Raw genomic sequence first — 18,707 nt, 5'->3', positions numbered from 1 at the left:
CGAGTGACCGTTGTTGCTCCTTGATCGCTGAGGCTCATCGCGTGCCAATGCAGGACGACGGGTCATGACATGCGTGGGGGGCGATGCGGCGTCCAATCCCCTGGTACCGGGCGTAATGACGACAGGAGGACGGTGCACACATGTCGCCTCACCCCAGGTCGCGATGCCAGCACCCTCAACGGATCGGCCCTCTGGGGGACGGAACGAGACGTGAAATGAGACCACTAACCAAAAGCGCCCCCTCCAGTGATCAGATAACCGGAGAGCGTCCAGGTGGTGCGGAGGTTCAGGGATTTGAAGCCCGGATGGACGGTAGGCCCAAACCGCATTAGCGGCTAGACGAGTAGTTCCGATGTGGTCAGTGGTCGAAGGCGGTCAGTGACCGTGTAACGGGTGCGCCGGTGTGGTGGTTGTGCCAGATCGCAGTGGCCATGGCCAAGATCCGCTGAGCGACGCGGATTGCTACGCCCTCGAAGGTCCGCCCGCCGTGTTGTTCCAGGCTGAGCTGTCCTTTCAACGTGTCCTTGACCGACTCGATCAGTTGTCGGACCGACTTGAGCAGCGGTTCGCCGGGCCGGGGCTTTTCGCGTTTGAACGAGGGCCGCAGCAGTGTGATCCCGCGTAGGGCCAGGTCGGCTTCGAACTGGCGGGAGGCGAAGCCTTTGTCGGCGATGAGCGGCAGGCCTTCTCGGCCGGTGGTCAGGTGCGGGTCGCGGTCGAACATGGCGGTCAGCACGTCGCGTTCGTCGATTTTGGGGCTGGCCAGCGCCCAGGTGATCGGCATCCCGGTCGGCGTACAGACAAGGAACAGCCGCAGGCCCCAGTAGAACCGCGAATGGGAGCGGCAGAAGCCATAGCCGGCCAGGTTCGAGCGCATCACGGTGGGGCGGGAGCGACCGCGTTCGACCGGGGTCGAATCGGTGATCCAGACGTTGTCGAACCAGAAGGCGGTGTCGGCGGCCAGCGCCTGGATCACCTGTTTGACCAGCGGTAACGCCGCACGCAGCCGCTTGTTGTAGCCGGGCCGTCTTGGCAGGTGAGGAAACATTTCGGCCAGGTGAGCGTGAGCGAACCGCATCCAGCGGGCTTCCGAAGCAAACCCAGCAGCACCTGGGCAACGGCCAGGCACAAGAGTTCGGAGTCGGTCAGTCCCGGTGGCCTGCCCAGCCTTCGGGTTCCTTCCAGCTCGTCATCGATTTTCACATAGAGTGCGGTCAAGAGGGTGTCCAGGTCTTGCGTCACAACATGATCTTGGACGCCCTCTCTTCATGCCCGCACACCGGCCCGCATTCGGAACTACTCGTCTAGCCCAACGATCCTCCGCCGTTCATCGCCAAGGTCCGTCGACATCTGCGTCTGCGCGGGTGAGCAGGCGTATCTCGAAACGTCGGCGGACCTTGGCGTATATCAACGACGGTTATTTGATCTCGGCCACAAATGAGACCAGTTCTAGGACCACCGACGTGTCTGGCAGAGACCGCCTGGGTCTGTGCGTCAGACGTACGGTGTCGACTCGCGGATCCGTCCGGGAGTCCGGAGAACCGCTGATCATTGCTCGCGCCCCTTGTGGTTCTTCGTGGCCTTGCCGGACGGAGTTGTGCAAGGCGCGTCGCCGGTTGCGCCGCAACGCGGGCACGCGCCGGGCGCCGTGGTCAGCCCTGTGGCCGGCTCCGCGATCGGATCGGGGGCCGGCTGTGTAGCCGGAGCCGGGCCAGTTGTCAGTTCCACGGCCGGCTCCGTGGCCGGTTCTGCGATCGGATCGGTGGCCGGCTCCACGGCCGAGTCAGTTGTCGGCTCTATGGCCGGCTCCGCTATCGAATCGGGGACCGGCTCTACGGCAGGCTCTGTGGCCGGTTCGGGCTCCGGCGTCTTGTGGACTGTGGACACCGCGGGCGTCTTGTCATCGCGGCTCTGCTCGTGCCTGGCGCCGTCGCCCTGCGCCGGGACGGGGTCGCCCGCTCCGTCGAGCGGGTCGCCGCTCGAGCGGTCGTGTCCCTCTTTCTTTTGGAAGTACGCCTTGACGCGGTCGATGATCTTCACAGTTGGGGGGCTCCTTAGCGTCGGATACCGGGCCGCCTCGGGCAGGCTGGCCACGGTCTCTCTCGGATCGCGTCGGTGCGCTCGGCGTCGACCTGGTCGCGCTCCTCGAAGGTCATCAGATCGTATGGCAGGCCGCGGCATGTACTCGCCCACCGACCACCGAGCGGTACACGCACGCCACCTCTCCACCGGTCCGCGACGCCAGCGCACTCATCGACTCGGCCGTCTGGGAGACCGAATGAGACCACGAAACCAAAAACACCCCCTCCAGTGATTAGCTCACCGGAGAGGGTGCAGGTGGTGCGGAGGCTCGGGGATTTGAACCCCGGATGGACGGTAAGCCCAAACCGCATTAGCAGTTAGCCCAACGCCATTCCGTCGATCACAGCCGAGGTCCGGCGACGTCCGCGTCTGCGCAGGTCCGCCAGCGTGTCTCGGGACGTCGCCGGATCTTGGCGCACATCGACGGTTACGGCTTGACCTGGACTATAAATGAGACCAACTCTGAGACCCGCTTACGTAGGGACGACAGTGAGACTCTGTTGTCGCATGTCCAGCAGCACCGTTCCACCGTTGCCATCCCGTAGCTGACGCCAAGCGTCGTAACCCGTGAGAATGGCCTGCTCCCAGTTGGCAGCATTGCGTATGCCAACTTCCAGCGGGGCCACTAGATTCTGGATGCCATCGAGCAGCTCGAAGTCAAGGCGGGCAATGCCGCGGAGGTAATCGTGGCTCGTCGCGTAGGCGAAGACCATCGCGGCTACGCCCTCCTCGATAACGATGGCGCGCCCACCGTCCTCCGCTTCATCGATGCCCGGATCCGAGCGACGCTTCCGTCCGAGAAGTTTGCGTGTGACCGGCGACCAGCCGAGCGCGGCCGCGTGTGCGAGATGAAAAACGTCATGGAAGCGGTAACCGTCGTCAACGTGGGAGGCATCGGTCAGCGGGTCTCCGATCCACTGACCTCCGTAACGGACGCGGACTGTGGGACTGCCGGCATCGTTAGTCGAGGCAATGAACTCAAATCTGCCGTCACGAGGAAGCTGCTCGTCTTCCGGGAAATCGTCGTCCAGCGGCTCGGAGCTCGCCCTGAGCCATCGGTTCCTCGTCTTCTCAAGATTTGCGCGGGCAACGTCTTCGAGATCAAGATCAAGCTTGCTGGCGAGCGTCGCCGTGTACCAGAGAACATCACCCAGCTCCTCGCGGACACGAGCCTTCCAGGCTACGTGGGCGGCGCCGTCGCGCAGCAGCTTCTTGTACTCGGTTGCAACCGAGCCAGCCTCGCCGATCATGCCAAGCAGGTGTACTGCGATGTCAGCGAGATCGCGGCCGGAGCGCTGGTCCGTCTGGCCAGCGGCCTCTTGGTACTCACGGAGCTTCATGCTGAGCGCCTCCTCAAGGTCGATGTCGGGTTTTCCGACAACCGCTGTCTCGACAGAGTACACGGATGCGTTCTATGATGGGACAAGAGTCGTCGGAAAATCCGACAGATCTAAGGAGGTGCCCGATGGATCGCCAGGCCATCGAAAACTTGATCATCGAGCTACTCGCCGAGGAGGAGGGCATCACGCCGGATGCGTTGAGGGACCGCTTGGCAGCTGAAGGTGAGGATCTGCCCATCGATTCACTGTTGGCTGTAGAGGTCGTCGTGCGTGTGGAACAAAGGTGCGGCGTTCAGCTGCCGACTACGCCAGAGACAGCGGAGTGCCTACGATCAGTCCGCGACTTCGCCGCCATCGTCCACCACCTCGTCCAAGAAGCAGAGCAAGGGCGTCGAGTTGGTGAAGGGGCATGACCGGCAACGAAGACTCCGAGTGGGTGCAGCTGGGTGCCCGCCTACGTAATGTTCGCGAGTATTTGAACCTTTCTCAGCAGTATGTTGCCGATAGAACCGGAATTCCTCGATCGGCGATTTCTGATATTGAGCGGGGCGTACGCAAGCTAGACAGCCTTGAGCTACGCAAGCTCTCTCGCCTGTATATGCATCCGGTCGGCTATCTCCTAGGCGAGGACGATACCGGGGAGGATGTTCACGCACTTGCGCGGGCGGTAACCGACTTGACCGACGATGATCGCGCTGAAGTGGTTCGCTTCGCGCAGTATCTTCGCTTCTCGGCCGACACGGAGCGACGGAAACAGCGACGATGACAACCTGGAGGGAGGCGAATCGTCTTGCTCACCTAGCCGCTGCCCAGGCCCATGGTGACCTTGGAGTCGATACTGCCGTGCCGCCGATCGACATTTACAGCGCAATCGGTGACGCCGAGGTAGTTCTAATGTGGCGTCCTATGCCACGCCAGTTTGGTGCATATATCAATGAGCTCAGGTCTCGCCCTGGCATCCTTGTGAATAACGGTCTTCCTCACGCTGCGCAGCGTCACACAGCGGCACATGAGCTCGGACATCATCGCCTTGGTCACCGAAGTACAACTGACGAGAATCTCGATCCTCCAGACAAAGGCTGGTCCGGCTGGACTGATGAGGAAAAGGTCGCCGAATCATTCGCGTCCTGGTTTCTGATGCCACGCAGAGCAGTACTTACCGCATTGGGCCGCCTTGGCTTGGAGAGGCCACAGAGCCCAGACGACGTCTACATGCTCGCTCTGCTACTTGGCACGTCTTATCGCTCGACCATCAGACACCTACCTAACCTTCGACTCGCGAGTCGAGATTTGGCGCGACAGTGGGCAAGAGTTCCACCCAAAAAGATCAAGGCGAGACTTGACAACGCCGCACTTCCGCCTACGTCTAGCAGTTCGGACGTTTGGGTAATAGACAAAAATTTCGCTGGTACTGAGCTAACCGTTCATCTTGGCGATCGGCTCATTGTTACGGTGACCAATGACGCTAAAGCGAGCATCGACCCACCGGAGGCTTTCCGTGTCATGCCAGCCTCTGCAGCCATGCCGTCACCGACGGACACATCAACGCCCACCACTTCTGCACAAGGTTTATCAAACGCATTAATTCTAGAGGTTGAGCAGATCGTTCCCAGTCGAGTCGAAATTTTCGGATCTGCGAACAGCCAAGTAAATAAATGGGCGTTTGACGTCCAGGTTGAGGAACGTCATAGCGGCCTAGCACGCCGCTGGATTGAATAGTCCCATTTCCACAAACAGAACTTTGGGGGAGAGTAATGACGCTAGCACGTAAGATGATTCACGGTATGACGATTTCTGACAGCTGGCTGGAGACTGTCAATGTGGTGAACTCCGCACCAGGACGCCATCTCTATCATCTCGTCACTTGTATCGATGACCCGCTGACAGAAGATCCAGACATTCGAGCCGCAATAGATGAGCTCTCACAAGAGCTGCCACAAGCCTCGGTCGAGACCGTCGCTAACACGATTTTCCCAATACAGCTCGCCCGAAGCTCTCGGGACCCCGCTCATCTCACGCAGCGTTACCGGAACATGTATCCGACCCTGCAGAGGCTGCACCGGAACAATCAACGTGGCACCTATTTCAGCCGGATTATTTCCCATCCTTCGTCCAAAGGCGAACACGATCAGCTTGCTCAGACAATAAGCAGGCTTAATACTGAGTTGTCAACTCCGGGACCGAAGTCTGCACGCTACGAAATGAATATCTCAGATCCTCACGCATCAAGCGATGAGGCTGGCCCCGACGAAACTCAACACAGAGACGCAAGTAGTCCGATCCATGTCTACGCCCCAGGTGTAGACAACTCCCCAATGGGATTCCCGTGCCTATCTTTCTGCTCTTTTCAACTGGAACGCAACGTTCTCCACTTGGTGGCACACTATCGTCGCCAGCATCTCATCGAACGCGGATATGGTAATTACCTTGGCCTTGGCCGCCTGCTCGGATACATATGTGATATGACCGATTTGCAACCTGGTCAGCTGATGATAGTGGCTGGCGTCGGCGCCGTTGATTCACCGAAATATAGGATCGCCCAGCTCAATGCTCGGGCCTCGGAATCCGCATTGCTGGTCAGCGAAACAGGTAGTTAACGATCCACCTTCGCTGTCAGTACCGCGACTACGCTGGGGTCATCAAGTACTGCAAGGCATTCCCGGGCGTATGCTGCGACATCGGCGATAGTGCTGGCCCAGTATGGATCCTCCGGAGGAACACCTTCCTGGGCGTCAACGTCGAGATCACGTGTAACTCTGATAGCCAGCCGTTCCAATGCGGTCGCAACACTAACGACAACATGCGCGGATGGCGGATTTACCGTGAGATCGTTAGAGCTCACTAGTCACGCCCTCCTGTTCTTTGGTCAGGGCCTGATGCTTTCACGTGACATATGCTGTTCTGCTCTGTGTCGTTTATCCCCCACTTCGGAGGGAACCAGGCCGGCACTGGATCGACGACCGGCCTGAAAAGTTGCTTTATCCGTGTTCTGCCGCTAAGCCCCTGCACGTCCGGATGTGCGACCCGTGCATACTTATCGACTTCACAGAAGAGGTTCTGACAGTCGATGAGCTGTAGTCTACGCCCACGAAGACCTTCGAAGCGCAAGCCGAGGCGCTCGAAGTGTTCTTCTTGATAATCTGCCATGTATCGAATTATTTCCGCCTCGATGCCATTTGCGGCAGCACCAAAACACTTTCGGATCCCGTCTCGCGCTCCGGGTCCAGGAACGACAAATTCCATCTCACTGCAGTCAAAGATCGCTGAATAATTTAGGTCGATAGTATATTGATAGGCAAGAAAATCACCAATAGCTGGATATGACCGTAGCACCTCGAAGGCACCGCACAGAGAGCCAGCACAGAGAACTTTGCGGGCGATCCCCGTAGTCATCATCAACTCCAGCAGGCGGAGATGATTGCTATGCTTTCGATCCTCGCCGAGGGCAGGCGGCGGAATGACGTAAGCGGCGGAATAGAGTTTCTCACCTCGGGAGAACGCGTTACTTAGGGCGCGATTATAGAGCGCAAAGCTGTATCCCTTCCAGGATATCTCACCAAGCTCCGCTGTTAGATATTCCCAGGTCGATATACGGTTGAACACCTTGAATAGCAGTGTCCGGAAAACGACCTCTTCAGGGTCCTGCGATCCCGCGTACGACACTTGGCCGATCAGATACTGACTCACCCGATCGGACGCCCGATAACAGTTGGTGAACCTGTGGCGCCGCAAGATCGAGTCATCCGTCCACGGCGGCGGCGCACCTCGTAGACGCGCCTCGTAAAGAGCTTGGCGAGCTGCAGCAAACCGCCAGTAGGTGTCAAACACCTGTGTCGGGTGCAGCCGCCGCCCTGCGATCACGACGTCTATGGGGATAGCTCGCGCCTCCCTCCGCTGTCCGAGTGCAGCGTCGTCAAGCAGCGGAAGCTGGCATGCGTTCTCTAGGTCCGAGGCAACCGGCATCGTCATCTCGGTCTCCGTATCGCGTGACGCGTTTCGCTATACGCGTCACAATACACGTGTGCGCCCGATGGAGCAGGAGACACAGCGGAAGAGGTCCTACGCCCTCTTCGGGAACAGCTTCGTCGTCGACGTTGTGACGGCCATCAACCGGCGCTCACCCACCGGGACGGCGTTTGTGACCACCAGGATGATCGCATCGGAAACAACCCTGAGCGACAGCCTCGTCCGTCCCGTCATGCGGCGACTTGTCTCCGCCGGCTTGCTCACACCGCTGCCACGCACAGGTGGGCCAAGGAGCACCTTGCATTACCAAGTGCATCAAAATGCGCTCTGGACGGCGACCGTTTCAGCTTGCCTGGTGGTTGCTCAGGAGGCGGAGGAGAGTGCAGGTTGAACGACCGGAGGTTGTTTCAGGTCGATCGCTTGACGGGCTTGGCCGACGACCATACTCGTTCAAAACTAGCGAGGTATGTGCTGGCCATGTCTCCATCCGTGACATGCCGCACGTGAAGGACAGGTGCGTGTGAAGCAGCAATGCCGTACACGTGCGGGTTGACGAGGAGGTCGTCGTCGCCCCTGTATAGCGAGGCGTAGAGGATGGACTCGTGTAGACGTATCTCTACACCCTCAACCCCGCGAAGTACTTGGTAGAGGACGAGAGCGTTTCGGACTCTTGCTGCCATGGCGTCATCCACGCCCTCATCCACGCCGCGTTTGGCGACGTCAGGACTGTCGGGATCGCCAAGCAAAATTCGTACGCACACTCCAGCACGCGCCTTCTCCCCGAGAAGGCGGAGGAGCCCAACATCCTCGGCAAGGAATAGCCCGGAGTAGACGAGGACTCCGATCTCCTCCTCAGCCTGGCTGAAGAGCCAATCCCACACGCCACGGGGCACAGCCCAGCGGTGGGCGTAGGACGCTTCGAGTTCGGCCTCGCCAGGATGCGAAACCCGCAGGACCCGCGCTTCAGCACGCCAGATTCTTGTCTGATCGATGCCCAGGAGATTCGCCAACCCATTCCGGTGTCGAGGGTACGGTCGCCGACCCTCCAGCCAGCGCTGGACAGTCTTCGTGTCCACGCCGAGGTGTGTGGCTACATCCTGTTCTGTGACGCCCGCCTCAGCGAACGCACGCCTCAAGATCTCATTCACCGCGATCCTCCAAGCCGCGCGGGTGTGACCGACGCTAACACAAGACGTCCCTAGACGTCCCTTGGCTGCCCGTGAGAGGTCCCGATTAACACGCGAGCCTGTTTGGACATGTGGCGGATCGTTCAGGCCGCCACTGCCAGGAGTCGCAGGTTGCGAGGCGGACGATGACCCAACCCCCACGGTCGAACTGCATGTTGATGCCGGCGTTGCCGCGCACGGTCGGTCAGGCGCGCTCGTATACGCGTTGGCTGCTCGGCACGTGGCGGTTGGAAGCGATGGCTGACACGGTCGAGCTCCTTGTCAGCGAGCTGGTGACCAACGCGGTCACCAAGACAGGCATCACCGACGAGGATCCGGACTACAGCTGCCTGATCGGCAAGGTGAACCCGATCTACCTGTGTGTCTCCAGACGAGTGGAGACGTTGTTGATCGAAGTGTGGGACGTAAGCAGCACGCCTCCTCTCAAGCGGACGGCGGCGAAGGCAGACGAAGGTGGCCGCGGGCTGGCGCTAGTCGAATCGCTATCGAAGGGGTGGGGATCTGTAGTGCTGGAGACCGGCGGAAAGATCGTCTGGTGCGAGTGTCTGATCGAGGACGCCGGGTGAGCGCTGGGCAGAGGCCGGATTCGGATCGTCTCGGCGAGGGACTGTTGAGGCCAAGCGAGGTAGCGGCGATTTTCGGTGTCAGGACCGCAACGGTCGCGAGGTGGGCACGGTCCGGGGTACTACCGTCCGTTCCCACCTTGGGAGGTCATCGGCGCTACCGCCTGACAGATGTCCGGGCGCTGTTCAAGGAACCAGATCCAGAACAGGAGCAGTTAGAAGAGGATGCGACGCGGCTCTACCAGCAAGGGTGGGATGTCCGCCAAGTCGCTGAAAAGTTCGGATACAGCTACGGCGTCATGCGCAGGATCCTTCTGAAACACACGGCCCTGAGACCTCGGGGCGGCTCACGAACCGAAGGAGAGTGGCTGGGAGACGTGGAGTGAGCCCGCTGGAAGAGCGCCTGCAACGCTCCCTGGCGGAGTTCTACGCGATGCTCGACTGCATGCACTTCACGGGCGCCACACAGGTGGTCGAGGTGCAACAGCTGAAGATCCTGATCAACCGATATCCCGGCCCTGCCCAGTTCTTCCTCGCCAACCGCAGCGGTGAGTCCACTCTCCCTGGTAGGGATGCAGGATCGGAGTCAGGAGCACAGGAGCTGTGAGAGGACGCGGTGAGCCCACGACAGACCGAATGGGGCGCGTACGTACAGATCGCCGAGGCGCTGCGGCGACGCATCGCCAGCGGAGATCTTGAGGCCGGCTCTCCGCTCCCGTCTGAGGCGGTCCTATGCAGAGAGTTCGCCGTCGTCCGCAACACCGTCCGCCGCGCCCTCTCCGCGCTGGAGGAGGAAGGGTTGATCGAGACGCTTCCCGGCAAGGGCCGTGTCGTACGTGGTGAGGCACCTACACGGTACGAGTACGACCGGATCGCCGCCGACCTACGCAACCAGATCGAGCGCGGCGAACTCGCTCCCGGTGATGCGCTACCCAGCGAAGCCGTCCTCGTCGAGCGCTACCAGGTCGCGCGCGGGACCGCCCGCCAGGCGCTCGCCGCGATCGAGGCCGCTGGCCTCATCGAGACCCGGCACGGCAAGGGACGCTACGTATCGAGACGTCCGTAGATGGACCGTCAACGTCCGTGGACGTCCCTCCACATCCGCCTAACGTCGAAGCATGAGCCAAGCATCCTGGGCCGCTGAGATCGCCCGCAACCTGCTGGAAGAACCCTTGCCGCGCCGCTGGTCCCACACGCAGGGCGTCGCCCGACGGGCGCAGGGTCTTGCCCCCGTCCTCGGCAAGGATGCGGACCTCCTCGAAGCTGCCGCTTGGCTGCACGACATTGGTTACTCACCCAGTCTCGTGGTCACAGGCTTCCATCCCCTCGACGGCGCCCGATACCTGCGCGGCGTTGAGCGTGCCGGCGAACATCTGTGCGGTCTCGTCGCCCACCACTCCTGCGCGGCCAACGAGGCCGAGGAGCGTGGTCTGCTCCACGAGCTCGTGTGTGAATTCGAGCCCGCGAACCAGCTTCTTTCGGATGCGTTGACCTACTCCGACATGACCACGACACCTGCTGGCCAGCCGATCGCAGTCGAGAGCCGCCTCGCCGAAATCCAGTCCCGATATGGGGAAGGGCACCTGGTTACTCGATCGATCAGTCGCTCCTCACCACGTATCGTGAGGTCAATAAGAGCCATCGAACGTATCAAGCGCACGATACCGTTCAGTTGATATGAGATCCCGTGTTCACAGACCTTCGCAGGGCGTTCCTAGCGGGATATAGACCAGCCCGTCGCCCCGATGGCTCACTGACCACGCTAGCCCAACACGCCCTCTTCCCGCGCGAGCAGTAGGTAGTCGATCATAAAGTAGGGAATCGAGTAGTCACAATCGACATCTTGGGCAATGGATGATATTTGCCCGTACTCCGAGCCCAATTCTTCCAAAAGCAATGATTGGGCAGCCAGTCTATTTGTAAAGATTCCACCTTGCTCGACATGCGCAAGCTGCGATGACGACGCTGTCGCCACACACGACTCCGCAACCGAAAGAATTCGTCGATGATCACCGTCGACCTGAGTGAGCAATTCGAAGACGGAAGTCGCGATTTTACTCAACAGCGGATAAAGGTCGACACGAGCGTTGGAATCTGTCGACGCTTCCAGCAGTTGCCTAATACACCATGAGAATCGACGCTCCATGCGGCGATATTCTTCGTGAGTACTCGAATCGAGAGCAGTTGCCGATCCTTCAATGTGGCTACGTAGCTCGTCTAGATGCTGCTGCGCGAGTTGGACGAAGTATCCATAGCGCGGAAGGTTGGCATGCAGCGCTTCATTACTGCTATGAACAAATACAAGTCTCACGACATCTACAAATACCTCGCTGGCTCTCTTGGCGAGCGCACGGTAGGCGAAATCCCATTGCCAGCGTTGGTGTCGGGCCATCAAGCGCTCCACGATCAGCGCTACGATAGCTACCTCTAGCGATACGCCCGCTAGCTCTGCGATCAGGTTTGGCACCATCTCGCCGCCGTAGATCACTAGACCGATGATCGACCAGCCGGTGGCGAGAAGGAAAGCCACGCTGCCGGCGATCACCAGAAGATGCCTGCTAGGCCAACGATTCATTCCCCTTAGACGTTGTTGAGCTAAACCCTGTTCCGCCTGAAGACATGGTCCTTGCTATGGCTTCCGCTCCGCCGAATAGGATCAACATGGGCGAAGCCGCTTTGATGGAGCTTTGCACCCTGCGCGACAAGGTCCGTTTAGCTGATTTCGGGGATTACCTCGGACGAAAGGTGTCGTTCCAGCCGATGCCGCATTGAACGATGCATCGTGTAGGCCGACAGCTCATGGTGACCAACCCAACGAACTTCGCTCGACTCATCGCTCGGTGTCGGCCGCCCGCCGACCGGACGACCGGTGAGAACGACGGTGAACTCTTGGCGGACTTCGTCGTTGCTCGTGTAGTGCAGCACGTGTTTGGGGTCGGTGTAGATGCCGACAAGGCCGGTGATCTCGCAGTCGATGCCGGTCTCTTCCTTGGTCTCGCGGATGCCCGCTTGGGAGAGGGATTCTCCGAGGTCCATGGCGCCGCCGGGTAGTGACCAGTTGTCGTTGTCGGTCCGGCGGATGAGCAGGATCCCGCCCGCGTCGTTGGTGACGACGACGTTGACGGATGGGACGAGGCTATTGGCTGCGGGGGCGTTGGGGTCGTCGTAGTAGTCGATCCTGCGGCCCATGTCTCAGTCCCCCGGTAGTGGTCTGGCGCCTTCCCAGACGCGTTCGAAGCTTGTTTCGTAGGTGTTGACCATGTCGCCGCCGGCGACTCTGCGCAGGTGCAGGAAGGGCGCGTTGGAGGCGGCGACGCCGTACACGTGCATGTTGACGAGGAACTGCTCGTCGGCCCGATAGATCGAGTTGTACAGCACGGTGTCGTGCAGCCGGAACTCGACACCCTCCACGCTGGCCAGTGGCCGATACAGACGGATGACGCCTCGGATTTTGGCCGCCATCGCGTCATCGATGCCTTCGTCGGCGCCTCGCTGGGCAACGTGCGGGCTGTCGGGGTCGCCGAGCAGGAAGCGCACCCGCACCCCTGCTCGCGCCTTGTCGGCGAAGAGCTTTTGAAGGCCCGAGTCTTCGGCGATGAACAGTCCGCTGTAGACGAGGATGCCGATCTCCTCCTCGGCCGCCTCGAAGAGACGTCCCGAGAGGTCCCTGGGAACAGACCAGCGGTGTGGGTAGACGGAGACGATCTCGCTTTCTGAGGCTGCGGTGATCTGTTCGCCGGAGAGTGCTTCGGGCCAGAGGTAGCCTTCGTCCAGTTTCAGGTGTGAAGCCACTGCGTAGCGGTGCCGGCGGTAGGGCGTGCGTCCCTTGGTGATCCAGCGTTCGACGGTCTTCTCGTCCACGTCGATCGCTGTGGCGAGTGCGCCCGTGGTCATGCCCCGTTCAAGCAGGGCCGCTCTTAGCCGTTCGTTCGCCATTTACCTGACCGGATCGCAGGACGTCTCGGGACGTCAACACAGTAGTGAGGACGTCATGAACACGTCCAGCTACGCAGGTGCTCGTCTCGTGTGATCGGCGCATCCTCGATGGCGTACGGAAAACCCGATAACCCCCGAACCGCGTCCCGGTAGAACCCCCACGCCTTGACAGCGCTATCCCGTAGCGCTGAACTAGTGAACATGTTTGTACGTGTTTACGAGATGCGGGGGCCGCTCTCCCGGACACGGCATCGGGCTCTGAGAGGAGTCGCTGATGCACCTTCACCCCATCCCCCTGGACGACTGGCCCTGGCACTGCCCCTGCGGCGCCCGAGCACAGCGCCGGTACAGCCTCTGCCGCAAATGCCAAGCGCGCGCCGCCTGGTGGCGACGGAACAGGCGATCCCGGCACGTCATCCGTCCCCACCGCGTCCGCCAGCACAAGAGCGCGGCGGTGAGCGAGTCATGACCGTCGTCATTGTCGGGCTTGGCCTGGCCGTCTTCGCGCTCGTCCTCGTCGGCCTCGTCATCGCCGGCACTCAGCGCGAGGCGCCATGGAGCGCGCTGGAAACCAAGCCCCCCACGCCGCTCGCTGGCTTCGCCCGCAGCGTGCTGGGCCTGCACGTCCGCAAGTCCCCGACCGACCGAACGCTGCCCGTTGCTCCCCGTTCGGCCGACGACTCTCCGGAAGCGCTGACGTCGCTTTCCCCAAGGAGGTGATCTCGACTTGGTCCTATCCATCTCGCTCGTGATGGTGCTCGGCGCGCTGGTCTACCTGCTGTACCGCTACGCCGGCCTACGCGCATGGCACGCGATCGCCTGCACGCTCTTCGGCTTCTACCTCGCCTCGACCTCGCTCGCGCCGCAGATCCGAGACGGCGTCCGTTCCATGGCCCACTTCCTGTCCGGCCTCAACCTCTGAAAGGAGATCCCAACTTATGAACGCAACCCATGCCAACGCCGAGCGCGACCTGTGGGTAACCGCTGGAATGACGATCGCCGCCGCATCGGCCGCGGTGGCGAGCTTCTCCGGACTGCAAGGACGTGCCCACATCGCCGGCTGGCCTCCCCGGCTCGCCTGGCTGCTCCCCGTCACCCTCGACGCGTACGCGATGACATCGGCACGCGTGTGGCTGGCCGCCTCCACACAGTCGACCGCCGCGCGCCGGTTCGCCCGCGCCAACGCCATCGGCGCCATCGCGGCCAGCATCGCGGGTAACGCGACCTTCCACGCCGCCCGTACCGGGCTGCTCTTAGTGTCCTGGCCGATCGTCGTCCTCGTCGGTGCCGTCCCCGCCGCCGTCCTCGGACTCACCGCCCACCTGCACGCCCTGCGAGGACGAACCGAGGCCGGAACCCCGGACATCGCCGAGGCCGCGAACGACGAGCCTCCACGCCGTACTCACCGCAAGCACCGTCCCCGACACCGGTCCGCCGACGAACTGATCGCCGCGGCCCGTACCGCCGATGCCCGCCACCGCGAGGCCAACGGCGGACGCCCGATCACCCGCGACGCGCTGCGTACGACGCTGCGCGTCAGCAACGCCCGCGCCACCCAGCTCCGCCAGCAGCTCACACAGGAAGGCACCACCCATGAGCAAGCCGACGTATGACCCCTTCGCCGTGATCAACCTCGTCATGCGCGAACTCGCACGCCAGAACGTCAAGACCCGCTTCAGCGGCACGCAGATCCATGACGCCGTACCCGCCGCCGAGCAGCTCCTGACCTCGTTCGGACTGACACCCGCCACGCCGGCCGACGACATCCCCGACCGAAGGGAGGCGCCCACACCCTCATGACACGACCCCAGCACGCCCCACGCCCGACCCTCGACCTCGACGCCGTCCGTACTCACCTCCGTGACGCCCACGCCCGGCGCGTATCCACAGCCCTGTGGACAGCCATCGCCGACGTCCCCGTACTCATCACGGAGATCGACCGGCTCCGTACTCTGCTCGCCCTCGCCCGCGGCCAGTACGCCAACCTGCTCGCCGCCGCACGGGCCACCCTCGCCGCCGACCAGGACGGCGAGAACGACCCGCTTGGCTACCTGCGGGACGAAGTCGACGCCAACGGTCAGCTCCCGCACCGGTACGCGCCCGGATCCCGTCCCGTGGACGGTGGCCGATGAGACAGCGCTACCCGACTCGCCGTCCCCGCCGCCGCTGGGGCCGCCAGGAACCGATGCCTCTGTACGTCGTCACCGACGACCGCCATGTCGGCGAGACCATCGCCGTACTCGGTAAATGGCTGTACCGCTACCGGTCCGAACTCGCCCCGTTCACCACTGCCATGCTCCTGACCGCGACCGCCGTAGTCCTCCACCCGCATCACTCCGGCAGTTGGCCCGTTGCCATCGCAGCAGCCATGATCCTCGCCGCCCTGATCGCGGGCGGGAAACGCTGGCTCGACCGCACCATCGAACGCGTCTACGGGGCCGCCGTGACGGCTGCCGGGGGAGTCTGGCTCGCCGCCGGAATCGCGCACGGGCCTACCGCGCCGCCGCTGCCGGGTCTGCTCCTCCTCGGGACGCTGGCCGGGGGAGCGCCGTGGTGGTGGCACCGCCGACGCCGCGCCCGCGTCCGAATCGAGCGGACCATCCAGGCCTGGCCCGATCTCGCCGACACCATCGGCCTCACCGGATCACGTGTCATGTCCGCCGTGGTCGACCTGTGGGGATGGCGCGCCCGTCTCGCCCTCAAACGCGGCCAGACCGTCACCGACGTCATCGGCAAACTCCCCGCCATCGAGTCGGCTCTCAGCGTCCGTCCCGGATCCGTACGGGTGGAGCCCGATCCTGCCCGCGCTGATCACTGCCTCATTCACATCCTGGAAAAGGACCCGCACGCTCGCCCGATCCCCTGGCCACCGCCTACCGGCGAAACCGTCGCCGATCCGGTCGACCTCGGCGTCTTCGAGGACGCCACACCTGTACGCGTCACGCTCCTGCACCGGCACGCCCTCGTCGCCGGCATCGCCGGATCGGGCAAGAGCGGCATCCTCAACGTCATCCTCGCAGCCCTCACCGCATGCCCCGACGTCGTCCTATGGGGCATCGACCTCAAGGGCGGGATGGAACTCCAGCCCTGGGCGTCATGCCTCGACCGGATCGCCACCAACCCTCGCGAAGCCGGCCAGCTCCTCGCCGACGCCGTTGCCGTCCTCGATACCCGGGCCACCGAGATGACGCGCCGGGGCTCCCGCCTGTGGACGCCGAGCCCACAGGAACCGGCGCTGATCATCGTCGTCGACGAGTACGCCGAACTCGCTGACGATTCCCCCGACGCCACCAACCACGCCGACTCCATCGCCCGGCGAGGCCGCGCCGTCGCCGTTACCCTCCTGGCCGCCACCCAGCGCCCAACCCAGGCCGCCATGGGCAAGGGCGCTGTCCGCTCCCAGATGGACATCCGCGTATGCCTTCGCGTCCGCGAACGACGGGACACCGATCTCATCCTCGGCCAGGGCGCCCACTCCGCCGGCTGGCACGCCCACACCCTCAACGCTCCCGGCAAGTTCCTCGTCTCCGCCCCAGGCCATGACGTCCCAAGGCGCGCCCGCGCCTACCTGCTCACCGACGAACGCGTACGTGCCATCGCCCGTGCCCATCACGGCCGACGCCCGCAGCTCGACGCCCTGTCTTCCGACGCCATCGACCACACCACCGAGGAAGAAGAGGTGATCGACGCCGAACTCATCGACACCGACCCCGAACAAGCCCTCTGGACAGGCCTCCTCGAAGCCCCCGACGACGGACTCTCTGTCTCCCAGCTCATGAAGATCACCGGCATGGGTCGCACCTGGATCTACAGCCGACTCCAGCAACACGCAGACGCCAACCGCGTCCGGCAAGTCAGCCGCGGACGCTGGCGTGCCGCAACTCGTCCGTGAACCCCCGAACGTCCGCGTCCTCGCGCGCGCCTGCGCGCGTAGAGCCACACAACATCCGGACGTCCGCGCGGACGAACAACACGAAAGAGGAGGTGAACGCTACGACCACAGCCCACGACGCACCGCTCCTCTACACGCTCCCCGAAGCCGCCGCGCTCCTCCGCATCAGCAGAACGAAGCTCTATGAACTCCTCACCGCGCACGAGATCGAGTCCATCCACATCGGCAGGAGCCGCAAGATCCCCTCCGCGGCGCTGCACGACTACATCGAACGTCTCCGAATCGAAGAAGAGAGGTGATCAACTTGCCCGGAAAGACCAGCAAGGGCCGCACGAAAGACACGCGGACCCCGGACGGCCGCTCCTCCATCTACCTCGGTGGCGACGGCCGCTGGCACGGCCGCGTCACCATGGGCATCAAGAACGACGGAAGTCCCGACCGACGTCATGTCAGCGCCAAGACACAGGCCGGCGTGACTGACAAGGTTCGCAAGCTCGAAGCGCAACGCGACGCAGGGAAGCTGACCAAGGCCGGCCGCTCGCCGACCGTCGAACAGTGGATGGACACCTACCTCAACACCATCTGCGAACGTCTCGTGGCTTCCGGAAAGATGGCGCCGCGCACGCTGGACGACTACCGGAGCAAGTCGCGAAAGTGGGTCGTCCCGCTTCTCGGCAAACATCGGCTGGACCGCCTGCTTCCCGAACACCTGGACGCGACGTATCAGCAGATGTATGACGCCGGCCGGTCATCGAGCACCGTCCTCAAGGTCCATCGCATCCTGTCCCGCGCTCTCACGATCGCGATCAGGAGGGACAAGGTCGGCCGCAACGTCGCGCGGCTGATCGACGCGCCAACCGCGGAAGACCACGAGATCGAGCCCTTCACACGGGAAGAAGCCCGCCTGATCCTCGACGCCGCGAAAGGACGCCGCAACGCCGCACGCTGGTCCGTCGCTCTCGCCCTCGGCATCCGCCAGGGCGAGGCGCTGGGGCTGCGTTGGTCCTACGTCGACCTCGAAACCGGCGTCATCAGAGCGTGGTTCCAGATCCAACGCGCGAACTGGCAACACGGATGCGAGAACCCACACACCTGCGGCAAGAAGTGGCACCGCGCACCCTGCCCGAAGAACTGCAAGGAGCACGCACACAAGCCGAACTGCCCACCCGACTGCAAGACCCGCAACCACCGCTGCCCCCGCCAGACCTGTGGCGCGGGCTGCGCAGAGCACGCCCGGTACTGCCCGAAGAGATGGCAAGGAGGCGCCGTCTTCCGACAACGCAAGGGCAAGTCAAAGCTCACCCTCCAGTGCCCCCAAGAACTCCTACCGCTACTCAGAGCACGCCAGGAGGAACAACTCCTCGAACGGGCCATGGCAGGCGACGACTGGGAGGATCACGACCTGGTCTTCTGCCAGGAGAACGGCCGACCGATCAGCCGCACCGAAGACTGGCGGGAGTGGAAGACCATCCTTAAGAAGGCCGGCGTCCGAGACGGCCGCCTCCACGACGCCAGGCACACCGCCGCCACGCTCCTCATCGAGCAGGGCGTCCACATCCGCGTCGTTCAGGAGATCTTGGGCCACGCACGCGTCACCACCACCGAGCGGTACACGCACGTCGCCTCTCCACAGGTCCGCGACGCGAGCGCGCTCATCGGGTCAGCCCTCTGGGGGACCGAATGAGACCAGGAATGAGACCACAAGACCAAAAACACCCCCTCCAGTGATCAGATCACCGGA

At 62.7% G+C, this 18,707-nt stretch carries 24 protein-coding genes and 1 pseudogene; 17 read left to right on the top strand and 8 right to left on the bottom strand.

The window, feature by feature from the left end:
* Positions 1 to 358: 358 nt before the first annotated feature.
* The 3 genes and pseudogenes from FB559_RS16315 to FB559_RS16305 form a co-directional block, all read right to left on the bottom strand.
* A pseudogene (locus FB559_RS16315) lies at positions 359 to 1,242 on the bottom strand (IS982 family transposase).
* A 306-nt stretch (positions 1,243 to 1,548) separates the two neighbouring features.
* Positions 1,549 to 2,040 (bottom strand): hypothetical protein, encoded by a 492-nt coding sequence (locus tag FB559_RS43920; RefSeq protein WP_185792248.1) that lies wholly within the window; start codon positions 2,038 to 2,040, stop codon positions 1,549 to 1,551.
* A 515-nt stretch (positions 2,041 to 2,555) separates the two neighbouring features.
* Complete coding sequence (locus tag FB559_RS16305) at positions 2,556 to 3,485, bottom strand: nucleoside triphosphate pyrophosphohydrolase family protein (RefSeq protein ID WP_221640048.1); 930 nt, start codon at positions 3,483 to 3,485, stop codon at positions 2,556 to 2,558.
* 62 nt (positions 3,486 to 3,547) lie between these two features.
* Here FB559_RS16305 and FB559_RS16300 point away from each other — a divergent pair, with 62 nt between their 5' ends.
* From FB559_RS16300 to FB559_RS16285, 4 genes are all read left to right on the top strand, one after another.
* On the top strand, positions 3,548 to 3,835 hold the full coding sequence (locus FB559_RS16300; protein ID WP_185792247.1) for a phosphopantetheine-binding protein: 288 nt from the start codon (positions 3,548 to 3,550) through the stop codon (positions 3,833 to 3,835).
* Positions 3,832 to 4,188 carry a helix-turn-helix domain-containing protein gene (locus FB559_RS16295; protein ID WP_141956407.1) on the top strand — a complete coding sequence of 119 codons (357 nt, stop codon included), beginning with the start codon at positions 3,832 to 3,834 and terminating at the stop codon, positions 4,186 to 4,188. Before FB559_RS16300 ends, FB559_RS16295 begins: the two co-directional genes overlap by 4 nt.
* Entirely contained in the window at positions 4,185 to 5,141 is a 957-nt protein-coding gene (locus FB559_RS46710; protein WP_141956406.1) for an ImmA/IrrE family metallo-endopeptidase, read from the top strand. Before FB559_RS16295 ends, FB559_RS46710 begins: the two co-directional genes overlap by 4 nt.
* 65 nt (positions 5,142 to 5,206) lie before the next feature.
* Positions 5,207 to 6,019, top strand: coding sequence for a thymidylate synthase family protein (locus FB559_RS16285; RefSeq protein ID WP_141956405.1), 813 nt, complete (start codon positions 5,207 to 5,209; stop codon positions 6,017 to 6,019).
* Between the two features lie 244 nt (positions 6,020 to 6,263).
* On the opposite strand, the gene FB559_RS16280 is transcribed toward FB559_RS16285, so the two are convergent.
* Together FB559_RS16280 and FB559_RS16275 are read right to left on the bottom strand one after the other, a co-directional pair.
* A complete protein-coding gene (locus FB559_RS16280; protein WP_221640047.1) occupies positions 6,264 to 7,391 on the bottom strand; it encodes a nucleotide kinase domain-containing protein in 1,128 nt (375 codons plus the stop codon).
* 404 nt (positions 7,392 to 7,795) lie between these two features.
* Positions 7,796 to 8,536, bottom strand: a complete 741-nt coding sequence (locus FB559_RS16275) for a helix-turn-helix domain-containing protein (protein WP_141956404.1) — start codon at positions 8,534 to 8,536, stop codon at positions 7,796 to 7,798.
* A 191-nt stretch (positions 8,537 to 8,727) separates the two neighbouring features.
* Between FB559_RS16275 and FB559_RS16270 the strand changes: the two genes are divergently transcribed.
* From FB559_RS16270 to FB559_RS16250, 5 genes are read left to right on the top strand one after another with little or no spacing between them, the layout of a single operon-like run.
* Positions 8,728 to 9,141, top strand: coding sequence for an ATP-binding protein (locus tag FB559_RS16270; protein WP_185792245.1), 414 nt, complete (start codon positions 8,728 to 8,730; stop codon positions 9,139 to 9,141).
* Positions 9,069 to 9,524: a helix-turn-helix domain-containing protein gene (locus FB559_RS16265; RefSeq protein WP_425455067.1), complete on the top strand. Its 456-nt coding sequence runs from the start codon at positions 9,069 to 9,071 to the stop codon at positions 9,522 to 9,524. The genes FB559_RS16270 and FB559_RS16265 overlap by 73 nt, the downstream gene beginning before the upstream one ends.
* Complete coding sequence (locus FB559_RS16260) at positions 9,503 to 9,745, top strand: hypothetical protein (protein ID WP_141956401.1); 243 nt, start codon at positions 9,503 to 9,505, stop codon at positions 9,743 to 9,745. Before FB559_RS16265 ends, FB559_RS16260 begins: the two co-directional genes overlap by 22 nt.
* 9 nt (positions 9,746 to 9,754) lie before the next feature.
* On the top strand, positions 9,755 to 10,204 hold the full coding sequence (locus tag FB559_RS16255; protein ID WP_141956400.1) for a GntR family transcriptional regulator: 450 nt from the start codon (positions 9,755 to 9,757) through the stop codon (positions 10,202 to 10,204).
* A gap of 52 nt (positions 10,205 to 10,256) precedes the next feature.
* Positions 10,257 to 10,814 carry an HD domain-containing protein gene (locus tag FB559_RS16250; RefSeq protein ID WP_141956399.1) on the top strand — a complete coding sequence of 186 codons (558 nt, stop codon included), beginning with the start codon at positions 10,257 to 10,259 and terminating at the stop codon, positions 10,812 to 10,814.
* Positions 10,815 to 10,900: 86 nt separating this feature from the next.
* On the opposite strand, the gene FB559_RS16245 is transcribed toward FB559_RS16250, so the two are convergent.
* The 3 genes from FB559_RS16245 to FB559_RS16235 form a co-directional block, all read right to left on the bottom strand.
* A complete protein-coding gene (locus FB559_RS16245; protein WP_141956398.1) occupies positions 10,901 to 11,683 on the bottom strand; it encodes a hypothetical protein in 783 nt (260 codons plus the stop codon).
* Positions 11,684 to 11,850: 167 nt separating this feature from the next.
* Complete coding sequence (locus FB559_RS16240; RefSeq protein ID WP_141956397.1) at positions 11,851 to 12,327, bottom strand: NUDIX domain-containing protein; 477 nt, start codon at positions 12,325 to 12,327, stop codon at positions 11,851 to 11,853.
* A 3-nt stretch (positions 12,328 to 12,330) separates the two neighbouring features.
* On the bottom strand, positions 12,331 to 13,074 hold the full coding sequence (locus tag FB559_RS16235; protein ID WP_141956396.1) for a helix-turn-helix domain-containing protein: 744 nt from the start codon (positions 13,072 to 13,074) through the stop codon (positions 12,331 to 12,333).
* A gap of 465 nt (positions 13,075 to 13,539) precedes the next feature.
* On the opposite strand from FB559_RS16235, the gene FB559_RS16230 reads away from it, so the two are divergent.
* From FB559_RS16230 to FB559_RS16195, 8 genes are all read left to right on the top strand, one after another.
* Complete coding sequence (locus FB559_RS16230) at positions 13,540 to 13,794, top strand: hypothetical protein (protein WP_141956395.1); 255 nt, start codon at positions 13,540 to 13,542, stop codon at positions 13,792 to 13,794.
* Between the two features lie 7 nt (positions 13,795 to 13,801).
* On the top strand, positions 13,802 to 13,996 hold the full coding sequence (locus FB559_RS16225; RefSeq protein WP_141956394.1) for a hypothetical protein: 195 nt from the start codon (positions 13,802 to 13,804) through the stop codon (positions 13,994 to 13,996).
* Positions 13,997 to 14,012: 16 nt separating this feature from the next.
* Entirely contained in the window at positions 14,013 to 14,687 is a 675-nt protein-coding gene (locus FB559_RS16220) for a DUF2637 domain-containing protein (protein ID WP_221640046.1), read from the top strand.
* The gene (locus FB559_RS16215) at positions 14,668 to 14,874 is read left to right on the top strand and encodes a hypothetical protein (protein ID WP_141956393.1); all 207 of its coding nucleotides are present in this window, start codon (positions 14,668 to 14,670) and stop codon (positions 14,872 to 14,874) included. Before FB559_RS16220 ends, FB559_RS16215 begins: the two co-directional genes overlap by 20 nt.
* Positions 14,871 to 15,206, top strand: coding sequence for a hypothetical protein (locus tag FB559_RS16210; protein ID WP_141956392.1), 336 nt, complete (start codon positions 14,871 to 14,873; stop codon positions 15,204 to 15,206). The genes FB559_RS16215 and FB559_RS16210 overlap by 4 nt, the downstream gene beginning before the upstream one ends.
* A 53-nt stretch (positions 15,207 to 15,259) precedes the next feature.
* Positions 15,260 to 16,966 (top strand): FtsK/SpoIIIE domain-containing protein, encoded by a 1,707-nt coding sequence (locus FB559_RS16205; RefSeq protein WP_221640045.1) that lies wholly within the window; start codon positions 15,260 to 15,262, stop codon positions 16,964 to 16,966.
* Positions 16,967 to 17,058: 92 nt separating this feature from the next.
* On the top strand, positions 17,059 to 17,265 hold the full coding sequence (locus FB559_RS16200) for a helix-turn-helix domain-containing protein (protein ID WP_141956390.1): 207 nt from the start codon (positions 17,059 to 17,061) through the stop codon (positions 17,263 to 17,265).
* Between the two features lie 5 nt (positions 17,266 to 17,270).
* Positions 17,271 to 18,650: a tyrosine-type recombinase/integrase gene (locus FB559_RS16195; protein WP_221640044.1), complete on the top strand. Its 1,380-nt coding sequence runs from the start codon at positions 17,271 to 17,273 to the stop codon at positions 18,648 to 18,650.
* Positions 18,651 to 18,707 lie beyond the last annotated feature (57 nt).

It is taken from the genome of Actinoallomurus bryophytorum, from assembly GCF_006716425.1.
Classification (GTDB): Bacteria; Actinomycetota; Actinomycetes; order Streptosporangiales; family Streptosporangiaceae; genus Actinoallomurus; species Actinoallomurus bryophytorum.
The sequence above is the reverse complement of the archived record's forward strand: the minus strand, read 5'-3'. Positions and strand labels throughout refer to the sequence as shown.